The sequence below is a fragment of the Marinoscillum sp. genome (assembly GCF_965229915.1).
Lineage (GTDB): Bacteria > Bacteroidota > Bacteroidia > Cytophagales > Cyclobacteriaceae > Marinoscillum.
Map to the genome: position 1 here is coordinate 4,441,652 of NZ_CBDDJZ010000001.1, position 11,923 is coordinate 4,453,574.

An 11,923-nucleotide genomic window follows, 5' to 3' on the forward strand; every position below is an offset into this window, starting at 1 on the left:
TTTGTACCCTTAAGGCACAGATCAACCTCACACACATGCTTCGCAAACCGTCAACTCTAGCAGTTTTACTGCTTTTCACACTAACTATAGTCTATTCTCAGACCGGACCGGCCGGTGTAGGAAATAGCACCAACAATATTCTCTGGTTGGATGCACAAAATCCAAGCTCATTGTCGGCTGCTTTAGTCAATGATGACCCAGTGACCACATGGAGTGATTTATCAGGCAATGGGAATGATTTTCTGCAACAGGCAGCTGATCCAGTTCCTCTTTTTCGAAATGATGGTCTGGATGCCGGTACGTTTAATGTGGTTCAGTTTGATGGTACAGAGCGCTATCTGACTTTAGCAGATAACGATGATCTTGATCTGAACCTGGATGAACTGACCATTATTGGAGTCTACAATCGAGTAGCCACAGATGCAAGTGCGCGGGGTATTTTGTCAAAAAGGACTTCCTTTGGGTCGCAGATGTCATACTACATCTACACTTATACGGGAAATGACCTTCACTTTGCAGTCAATACCTCTGGTAATACTGTACTCAATTCCAATAACCCTACCGTTTCCGGTGACAACTTATTTACTGTAGCCTATAATGGCTCACAACAACAGATTTTTCTTGGATCTGATGATGAAGGATCCAACAGCAAGACCGGTACAGTGAACAACTCCACTTCCAACTTCATAATGGGAGCTTTGAATAATGATTATGGCACTTACTTCAACGGTGAGTTGGCAGAAGTCATCATGTTTAGGACAGCGCTCAACGGAGCAGAACGCCTTATTATAGAAAACTATCTAGCCGACAAATATGGCCTGACTATCACCAATGATTTCTTTGGTAATTATACTGATTATGATGCCGCGTATGACGATGACTTACGGGCTATCGGTACAGCCAATGGTACAGACCTTCATGACATTTCAGGCTATAGCAGTGGGCTGCAATTGGAGGCCACTGCTCAGCTCGATGCAACCAATGAATTTGCTTTTTTTGCTCATGATGCAGGCACGGCTCATGCCACGGGAGCAGTTACTAACATAGATGGAGTGAATGTAACTGAGCGATGGGCAAAGGATTATTACATAGAGACTAGTCAAAACGGCCTGACCGATGCAGCGAGTATAGAAACGAAATTCCGCTTTGATTTTTCAGAAGCTGGTCTCACACTGAGTGGCGCTTCTACTGATTTTGTTTTGCTTTACAGAAGCACGACAGCTGATGATTTTACCAGGGTTTTTGCCAACTCATATGCTATTGAAAGTACGGATCAAGTGGTGGTTTCCATACCATCCAGCCGATTAAGATCTGGATATTATACTCTTGGTAAGGGAACACAGATTACTTCAAGAACATGGTATGTGCTTCAAAACGGTGATTGGTCTGATTCGGATACCTGGACACTTGATGCAGGGTCCGCACCAATACCTAACAACCCCTTAGATGAAGTGCCAGGAATAGAGGATGATGTCATCATAAGAAATGGAAAAACGGTGACCATTCAATCCACTACAAACAATCTGACTGTGGCTAGTGTGACAGTAGATGGAACTCTTGATATGACCACATCATCGGGCCATGACTTTAATATCATTAATGGTCAGGGAATTATCCGTATCAGCGGTAATGGAGGAGTGAGTAATTTCCCAGATGGCAACACGATCACCTCCAATGGTTTTGGAAATCCAGCGAATGGAGGGCTCTTGCAAGTTCGTGGTACTGGATTCACATTTGATCAGGATGAGGTGTTCAAGGATGTAAGGATCAGGTTGGATAATAATACTGATGTTATTGAACTTGGCGCTGATTTGACTGTCAATGGAGACTTTGATGTGAGGTTTGGTACCTTCCAGTTTGGTGACGGATCGGGTACTAGCAGGACACTCACCGTGCTTGGTGACTTTTCTGTAGAAAACAATGGCTCTACTCAAGATGGACGAGTGACTACAGCCAATGTGCCCGCTAGCAGCGCAAGACACCAGTTTAATTTGTATGGGAACTTTCTAAATGAAGGTACCGCCCAGTTTTCGGATCGTACCGCAGTTAACTATGCTGCCGAGTCAACAAATGGCGTGGTGGATATAAATTTGGTTTCTACCAATTCCGATCAGCAGATAGACTGCAATGGCTTAACGTATTTCTATAGATTAGAAATTGTAAAAGGATCTGTAGACTTCACGGCTAATATCCAGGCAGATGATCCAGGTAATTTTATTCTCACTGGCTATGCCAATGACAATGTGGATGGTGATGTAGATGCACCTAATGACAATGACAATGCATTTGCCTTGATTACAGGTACGGCGAGTTTAGGTACGAACGTAAGTGTGAGGTTGAATACCACCGGGAATTACTCTATTGGAGCCAATGCAAAGCTATTAGTGAATGGAGCCAATGTAACCAAAACGGGAGGAGCGGCTGTTACACCATATGGAGTACTGGAAGTAGCTGCGGGTATATTGGAGGTGCCATCTGGCAGTGGAATCACCACCAGAGATGCTGGTCAGATTAATGTGTCAGGTGGACAGGTCTGGGTGAGTCAGATCAGAACGTCTATTCAGGGGAGTGTGGCGCAAGGTGGGTTCCAGCAGACTGGAGGTACTGTGAATGTTTGGGATTATTCTGCTGGGGAAAGTCCGATATTGGGACAAGCGGCAGGATCGGCAAATGCGGATTATGCACGTTTTGCACTGACTTATGAAGGTAATGCATTTACCATGACCGGAGGTACCCTCAATATCAAAGATGCCACAGGCTCAGGGTTATTGTTTATCAATTCTGATCCGGACAATATAAGCGTGACAGGAGGTACGGTCAATCTGTATTCTTCAATAACAGGAAACTCAATCGTTTCTTCCGAAGCACCTTTTTGGAATTTGAATATTTACAATTCGAATGCTGCTACTTCTGCCAAAATTACTATTGACTCACTCACAAATGGTCCCGGAGGAGTAAATGATCGAAAAATCACTGACTCTGATTTGGTCGTTTATAATGACCTCAGAATTAAAACCAGCACCACCCGAACATCCGGCTCTAACACTTACGGAGCTTATTTGGATTTGTGTCCACTCAATAATTGTTCTAACCTGGAAGTAGGTGGTGATTTGTATATAGAAGATAGTGGTGTGCTGGATGTATGGGCATGGGATGGTAGTGATAATGACGGCAGTGCCACGGTGACCATGAATGGAGGCGAGAATGCAGTATTGTATGTGGGCGATATTACCACTTACACCAATTCGCTGGTAGAGTTTGAATATCCTGACGCCGGTCCCTGGCCTTCAGGATTTGGATCTGGAGATGAGACTTACGGAGTCTACACCTTGCCTTTTTACAACTGGGTAATCGACAAAGATGATGCTGTCCTGTATTTGGCGGCTAAGTCACCTGGTAAGGGTGATGGTAGCCCTGGAAGCAATGCCAGTTTGTACAAAACCTCTGGTGGAGGTAAAAACCTTAGTAGATATGCAGTTCGTCTCGTAGTGGTGACGAATGAGTTCCAGTTACTCAGTGGTACGCTGAATCAAAATGATCCGTTTAGTACCTTGCAGTTGACTGAAAGTGACGGAACTGCGTTTGGTACGGTGGGTGATCCTGTAGGCTACGGCATGTACTTATTAGGATCAATTACCAATCAGGGCCAATGCTTTGTGTATGAAGATGGTACCACCCGAAAAGAAGGAACGGTCAATATTCGGGCTGGAGGCGATGTGACCATTAACTCCACAGAAGGTTCGGGGTTTGGTAATCTGGAAATAAACAATGCAGGTTTTGATATTACCTTGACCAGTGACCTATCCGTGGGCAGGTTGCAATATGCTGCTGGTGTAATTGATATTGGGACCAATAATCTGAAAGTAGATGTCTTTGAATTTCTGGACTTGTCATCAAGCGGGTTCATTCCGGCTGTAGGTGGTCAGGGAGTTTATTCCACATCTGATTACATCCGCATGGCTGGTAATGCTTCAGATGGAGGTCTTTCCATCAAGATGCCTAGATCATTGACTTTATATGAAAGTGCCACACCATCCTTCCCAGATGCAAACTATACGGAGGAATACAATATTGTAGATCGGGCTACTTATTATGTAGATGGTCAGGTTTACAACACACCTGATAGACTGTGGTTCCCTATAGGTACAGCTGCCAACTCAACCGAGCGCTACACACCAGCAGTCATGCATGTGGTAGATGATGCGGGCGTTACCTATGATGGAGATGAGTATGTCACCGTGAGAGTAGTGGACAAAGAACTCCAAACGACGGACTTGACAGGAGGGGACATCCTGTCCTATTACTGGAAAGTGAGCACAGAAGGGTTTGATGCCGGACTCCCTGAAATTTCATGGATTTTCCAATACGATGATAGCGATATAGACGGTGGAGATGAAACCAACTATGTACCCGGTAAGGTAGAGTCTAGTGGTTCATACCTCAGATCCAATGATGGTACAGATCAAGCGGTGAAGGATGGTGGAGCAGCGGGTAATTCTGGTAATATCGTTGGAACGAACCCAGGTAACATCATCATGTTCAATGGTACCAATGTAGATGCCGTGGGTGATGACGCAAATGATGAGATAGACTCTGGTACAGCAGATGGTGTTTACGATCAGGGAAATGTCGATAACAACTGGACCACACCTTGGCCAGGAACTGGATTCACGCTGGAGGAAGCCAATTACACTGCTGGTGAGTCTGCCAGATTTGTAGGGGCCCCGGAGATCTTTTATACCAGAAAAACTAGTAATGGAGATCAAAATTGGAATACGCAGAGTACATGGTCCACTGTTGGGGTTCAGGGTGCTACCGCATCCTCACTCCCAGGGGCTGGAGATGTCGTTATTCTTGGAGCTCATAATGGACCATCGATCAATGGGTCATGGACGCAAGTGCCAATCAGACTCGATGTGAATATCAACACTACTGTGGCTGAAATTCAGTTTGAAGAAGCGGGTGCTGGTGAAGAGAGAGCTAGACTTTTTCCACAGTCAGGTACAGATCATGATTGGGGTAGAGTCATCGGAAATGGAGAAATTCAGTTGTTTTTTAGCAATTCAGGAAACGTGCCAACATTTGATGCGACAAATGATTTTGGTGATTTTCTGAACAATGAGAATAGTACCTGGAACCTCGCACATCAAGGAGGCGCTGGGACAGGTAATGCTGTGGTAATGCCAACTTTCCCTTCTGAATTTCCGACACTTAGAATCACAGCCACAGGAGGTAGCAATGGTGGTACTGATGGTTGGGGGAATCAGCGCATTGTTACATTTACCAATCCCATACAGGTCAATTCACAACTGCAGGTTGCTAACCGAGCGGCTTTGTGGGTACAAGATGACATTACTGTCAATGGAGATGCTGAAGTTGGAGTCGGTTATGGTCATGGCAGGATTAGGTTCGACAATGGAACCGTGTCGCATACCTTGTCTATTGGGGGTGATTTAAGGATCAATGGAAACAACACGTTTGGAGCGGATAGTTATTTGGATATTGAATCTGGTGGTGGAAATGGAGTTAATCATGAACTTAAAGTTGGTGGAGATATTTCTCTCACGCAGGATGATGCCTCAGACGATGCCTTCTTAGATTTGTTTACCACCTCCGCCGACAACAATGTCATATTAGAGCTGCAGGGCGAAGGAGATCATTCGTTGACGAACACCACCGCCTCAGTACCTGATTTGTATCAATTGGTACTCAACAAAGGTTCAGATACTACTAACTCTTTTACGATCTCTGCTGAAATTTCCCTTACAGAACCGACAGATATCGGAGCTCAGTCAATTGAAATAGTTAATGGACTACTCATTCTTGACGACCCTGCCATCGACGTAGTACTTGCTGATGGTACTCAGGGGAGTTTTTATCTTCCTAATGCATTCAATGACGATGCTTCTTCAGGATCTGGAGGTTTGGAAATAGCTCAAGGTAATGCCACTATCTCTGGCGACAATATCGGGTTGATTTTGGATGGTCTGTTGAGAATATCTGGAGGCACGTTGGATATGTCAGTAACAGGAGATAATGGCAATAACTTTATTGAATATGGATCTTCTGACAATGCTACTATAGATGTTTCAGCCGGATCATTGCTGGTGGGATCTCAGGTCCGCAGGAAACTAACGGCTGTTACCGGTTTGCTTAACTACTCCCAGAGTGGAGGTATTGCCCGCTTTGGTATAGAAGCTGCTCCAGCAGCTACACGTGGAGTATTTGAAGTAATCAACAGTGGCAGTGAGTTTACATTGACTGGTGGCGAGTTTACCATTGTTCGTGAAAACGGGTCATCTACCGTCGGGTCATTGATCATTAAGCCTGATGTTGATGATGTAGATGTTACTGGGTCCACGATTACTATCGGGAGTGCAGATACACCAGCCAATCAAGATGATATTGGTATTGATTCAAACGTTGGTCTGAGTAGTCTTCTAATCACTGGAAACAACAACCCAACCGCCAAGATCTACAATACAGATTTGGAAGTAAACGCGGTGACTATTGAGTCAGGAGGAACTTTTGATGCCAATGGATACGATTTTACAGTAAATGGTGACTTTGATAATGATGGATTCTTTGTCAACGGAGGCACCGATATCAATCAGCAAACTACTTATTTCCCATCTAATTCGGCTCAAGATATTCTTGGCTCAGGTACCACAGAGTTTTTCAATCTAGAAAAGAGCGGCTCAGGGACATTGACCGTGAGTAATAGTTTCACGGTGGCAAATGATTTAAGTGTTTTGGGTGGTACGCTCAGCACCGGGACATCTGCTGTTTATCTGGAAGGGGATATGGTACATGACGCTATTCATACAAGTGCTTCAGCTGGGCCGGGGATCGTTTTTAGTGGTGGTGATGGTCAGAATCTGGATACCTCAGTCGATACCGGCGAATTTGGCGTTTTGACTATTGATAATTCCAATGGTGTGGAAATACCAGGTGACGGAAAGACCTTCCAGATTAATGACAAGATCATACTCAGCTCTGGTGTGCTTAATATTGGTGGAAACCTGTTGATTATGAATGAAAGTGCCATTTTCGAAAATGGAAGTGGCGGCACATCTAGAACGGACTTCAATACCAACAGCATGGTGACAGTAAATGCTAGTATTACCGATAATGGTGTTCGAAAAATCTACAATGACGCCTTTGTGGGTACTTATTTATATCCGATCGGGCTAAACTACTACACACCAGCAGAGATCAATGTGACCTCTCTGACAGGAGGTAATGCCGGTGAAATTACCATCAAGCCGATTGAAGATATTGCAGGAGGTATCCCTGATGATTCTGATGAAACATGTTTCGGAGACAACAGTGATTATGTAGATCTGGATAACATTCTACAATTCTACTGGCTGTTGAGATCAAATAATATTACTGATTTTGATGGGTCTATTTTTCTCTATCACGTTGATAATCTTGAGGCAGTTGATAATACTCAGGGACTGGATCTGACCAATTATGCTCCGGCTCGCCTATTGGACAATACTTCTTCCTGGGACAAAAACTACAGTGAGACCCTTTTTGATGAGGTGGCCAATGTGTCGATGTTCCAGGCAAGCTCGGTGGCAGACTATGCAAACCTGACCAGTGATGACCTGTCCGGTACCTACACTGCCGGGATTACCAGAGATGATAGTGACGCTGCATTATGCGGAGGGGCTATTCCAGATGTGGTCCCAGAATATGTGACTGAGGTGACGGGAAGCGGAGATGTGGATGATATATTATCTTATGCTACACTACCAGGAGGAACTGCTCCAGGACTTGGAGAATCACCCGATTTACGTATTGCAGGAGATTTTACGCTGACCCTGACAAATGAGTTCTGGAGATTCCGGAAAGTAACCATTGAGTCTGGTGCAACGCTGAATATATCGGGTGCTGGTGTGAATCTTGGAACCCTCACAGGAGACGGAACCCTTCGGTTGACCAATACCAATTCCTTACCTGCTGGTGAATACACCTCCTTTGAAGCTGACGCAGGATGTACCACGGGTGGTGGTTTTGAACTCAACGTTACCACAGGAAATAATGTCGATTTGGCACTTCCTTTCGATCGATTGAGACGCCTGATTCTCTCTGGTGATGGGGACAAAGTCCTTACGAATGGTTCATCTTTTGATATCTGTGAGAATTTGGAAATACTTGATGCAGGCTCACTTACACTGGGAGACAATACTACACTGAATATCAAAGGAAATATCATTAAAGATCCTACAGCATCCTTTGATGGAGATTTCAATAACGCTTTGATCATCATGGATGGTTCATCACAGCAAACTATCGATGGAGATTTTACCGGCGCTGAGGCTTTGCAAAGTTTGGAGGTCGACAATAGTGCGGGACTTACTATCGACAATGCGGCAGATGACAATGTGGAGGTAGAAGATCTCATCATGACGAACGGTAGGATTACAACGAATGCAGATAACTCGTTGATCATACTCAACACAGGAAGTATCACTGGTAATTTTGGATCATCCACATTTGTTGATGGACCACTGTTGAGAAGACTGGAGACCAGTACAGATGTGCAGTTTTTCCCTGTTGGGGATGGCACTGTTTACCTTCCTTTCTCTGTGAGCAACACCCAGGGCTATGGAGGGACTAAGGACTGGATGGTCCAGTATCATGACAGAAACCCAACTACTGCTAGCTCTCTAATCACCAATGTGAATGCTACCTATGATTTCTCCACCTGGAGCAGTGAGGTCAATGATGCTAAATCCAAAATATTCAAGCAGGACTTGTTTGAAGTATCGGTGGCATCACCAGCTACAGCGGATGTAAGACCTTACTGGGATGGAGACTCCAATGTAGGTTCTGGACAAAGCACCTGGCAGTATCTGCGTGTCATGGTTTGGGATGCTGTGGATCAGACCTGGGAAAGCTACGGCAATGGTAATCTTACCTACTCGGGCATGTCGGCTTCCAGTGGTTCCGTGATTTCTGATACCGATTTGAGTTTCAGTACCAATTTCGTCACACTTGGGTCCAATGAACCTGTTCCTTTACCAGTAGACCTGGTAGAATTCAAGGCTACTGCTAAAGATGGAGTGGTCATCCTCGACTGGCAGACTGCCTCAGAGAAAAGTAATGATCGATTTGAAGTAGAACGGATCAATCAGGATGGCGAGTTTGAAATAATAGGAATAGTCAAGGGATCTGGTGATTCGAATGAGCTATTGGCTTATCAGTTTACAGACCAGCAGCCGTACCGAGGCATTAATTACTACCGCTTGCGACAGGTAGATTTTGACGGACAGTACGAGTACAGTGGCATTGTTGCAGCGAATAACGATAGTTTCTTTAGTGGGATGGATGTATCTATATATCCTAATCCGATAGTAGGTCCGGAGGTGAATGTAAGAATCACTACTGGTGACGAGTTGAGTGAAATTCAGTTTGTTTTAATGGACGCTTCAGGAAGGGTCCTTAATAAGCAGCAGGTAAAACCTACTTTGGGGATGGCGGATTATTTGGTAGAATTCAGTGAGGAGATAGGATCAGGAGTCTTTTACCTGGTAGTAGTCCAGGGAGACAACAAACGTGTGGTAAGAATGGTTGCTCACTAGTATCGATTAATAGTATTAACAAAATGGCTGGCCATAAGGCCGGCCGTTTCTGTTCTTAAGACACTTTTTCCAAGACTTATTTTTCTGAAACCGGATGCCACCGCCGATTTGGACTCCTCTTGGGTGAAATCCCCTTCAGGACCTATTAGTGTAAGGACATTCCTGTCTTGTTGCAGTACTTCAGCATAATAGGGGAGGTTTTCCTCCACAACCGCAATGAATTTTAAATCAGATGGTGTCTGCGAAAGGAATTGATCAAGTTTGACCAACTCATTTATCTTGGTCAGGTAACCGCTTTTTGATTGCTTCAAAGCACTTACAGCCTTCTTTTCCAACCGATCAATGCGCAGTTTGTCCCGTTCAGAGTTTTTGGTGAGCAAAAAGCTGATTTCATCCACTCCCAATTCACAGGCTTTTTCCACGAACCACTCTATTCGATCCATGTTTTTAGTGGGTGCTATAGCTATATGGTTATAAAACGATTTCCGTACCAATTGACGGGATTCAACGATCTCAAACTTGGTCTGCTTCTTGGATACTTCGGTGAGCAGGACTTTGTACATGCCGCCCACACCGTCAAATATTCCCACTTCGTCACCAGATGTTTTCCTCAAAACTCTTGTGCAATGCTGGTGCTCATCTTCAGGCAGCTCATGAATGCCTTTAGCAATATCCGGTTGGTAGAAGTAGATCATTCCTTCGAAGATAAACAACGATTGTCAAGCCTGATTAAAATATTGTCTGGGAGTGCATCCTTTGATCTTTTTAAACACCCTGTTAAAAGTGGGCTTGGAGTTAAAACCTACCGACAGGGCCGCTTCCAGGTAGGAGTCTTGTGGGCTTTTCTCCACTCTCTGCACAAAGGCATTGATGCGGTAGGTATTGATGAGCTCAGTGAAGTTTTGGTCAAACTGCTCATTGACCACTCTGGAGAGCGTATGGGTGGCTGTTGGAATTTTATGGGCCACATACTCAAGCGTCAAATCCGGTTTAAGATAAATCCGCTCCTCCATTAGCATACGCATGAGCTTTGCTTTGACGATGGTCACCTCATCCTCATTGAGCCTGGAATCTTGATACTTTCTGCGTTCACGCAATACCTCTGGGTGCTTTACAGCATAATAGGCCAAAGCAAAAATGATGAGTGAAAAAAGCAACCACAATAGATCTATTAGGTATTCTGACAAGTAGAGTAAGTGTAACTCTGTAAACTCGCCCACCAGGTATATGACCACAGCGGTTGCCCACAGTGAGAGATAAACTGCTTTGATATTGAGTACTCCATCAAGGAAACGTACGTACTTTTTCTGCTTGTCAGAGAGATGGTCTTGACTGGAATAGGACTTGATCAATCCACGGCATTTTAGCCAGTAAAAACAGTTAAACAATAAGGCCAATAACCCTGTGGTGGCAAAATATGGAAAGAGGTCTTTATCGATGATACGGTAGATCAGTGTTTGTTCCTCCATCATCAGGAATGGAATATAAAGTGCCATTTGGACTGTGGCCGGGGCAAACTGAAACCAAATAGGTTCTTTGCGATCCATGCCCAGCAGCTTTTGAATATAGAGGTAAAAGATCGGTCCGTAGGTAAACAAGATAAGCTCTGGTACGAAAATCAACTTGGGTTGCCAGGTGAACACATCAGGATCAAACGTGGATGCTCTTCCCAGCAGGGATATGGTGATCAGTGTTAAGAGTATGGATAAGATCGAATTGGCTCGTTTGTTTTGGTTGCGAATGGTATTAATGGCAATGACCAATAGAAAACCCTGGATAGACATGATCAACAAGAAAAACATGTGAATTCTATAAGTACCGATGGAGATGTCTTCCCATGCTTCCACTGCTACTAAGACCTGTTCAGTTGGACTGCTGATTATAACCTGTCTGTTTGGTCGAGCACGACCATTTTCCCGGGCTTCTACAGCGTCCCAATTGCCGCGTGTGATCTTGAAAGAGAAAGTGTCTTGATTGTGGTTTACCACGAGCTTGTATTTGCCAGTAGGCGTCCTCTCAAATTTCCGAGACTCCAGGTCAGGAATCCACCCATCAAGGTCTGTGGCCAGGTAGAGCGAAGCATCATGGGGGGTGTTATTGGGCAGTTGGTCTACTACAATAGTAGTCTGATTGGTAGAGTCTATTTGGGTATGACCCCATAGACTTACACATAATAACATTATGCATAATGTTCCCTTAATGTTCACCGCTGCTAATTCGACTAATTATGAATTCCTCAAAAATAATTCAATCTAAAAGTTAGTTAATGGTGGATTTATAATAATACATCTACCTAATTATAAAAGTATCAATTTATAAAATGAGGCGAA

Annotated in this window: 3 protein-coding genes; 1 reads left to right on the top strand and 2 read right to left on the bottom strand. The window is 44.3% G+C overall.

Going from position 1 to position 11,923, the window contains the following annotated elements; translation table 11 throughout:
• Positions 1–35: 35 nt before the first annotated feature.
• A complete protein-coding gene (locus ACO067_RS18910) occupies positions 36–9,593 on the top strand; it encodes a beta strand repeat-containing protein (protein ID WP_421876997.1) in 9,558 nt (3,185 codons plus the stop codon).
• Here ACO067_RS18910 and ACO067_RS18915 read toward each other — a convergent pair.
• Positions 9,590–10,288, bottom strand: coding sequence for an RsmE family RNA methyltransferase (locus ACO067_RS18915; protein ID WP_421876999.1), 699 nt, complete (start codon positions 10,286–10,288; stop codon positions 9,590–9,592). The genes ACO067_RS18910 and ACO067_RS18915 overlap by 4 nt on opposite strands.
• A gap of 24 nt (positions 10,289–10,312) precedes the next feature.
• A complete protein-coding gene (locus ACO067_RS18920; RefSeq protein WP_421877001.1) occupies positions 10,313–11,773 on the bottom strand; it encodes a helix-turn-helix domain-containing protein in 1,461 nt (486 codons plus the stop codon).
• Positions 11,774–11,923 lie beyond the last annotated feature (150 nt).

Excerpts from the sequence above, each read along its gene's own strand:
- ACO067_RS18910 (WP_421876997.1), top strand. The coding sequence starts at position 36 with ATGCTTCGCAAACCGTCAACTCTAGCAGTTTTACTGCTTTTCACACTA.
- ACO067_RS18920 (WP_421877001.1), bottom strand. The coding sequence starts at position 11,773 with ATGTTATTATGTGTAAGTCTATGGGGTCATACCCAAATAGACTCTACC.
- ACO067_RS18915 (WP_421876999.1), bottom strand. The coding sequence starts at position 10,288 with ATGATCTACTTCTACCAACCGGATATTGCTAAAGGCATTCATGAGCTG.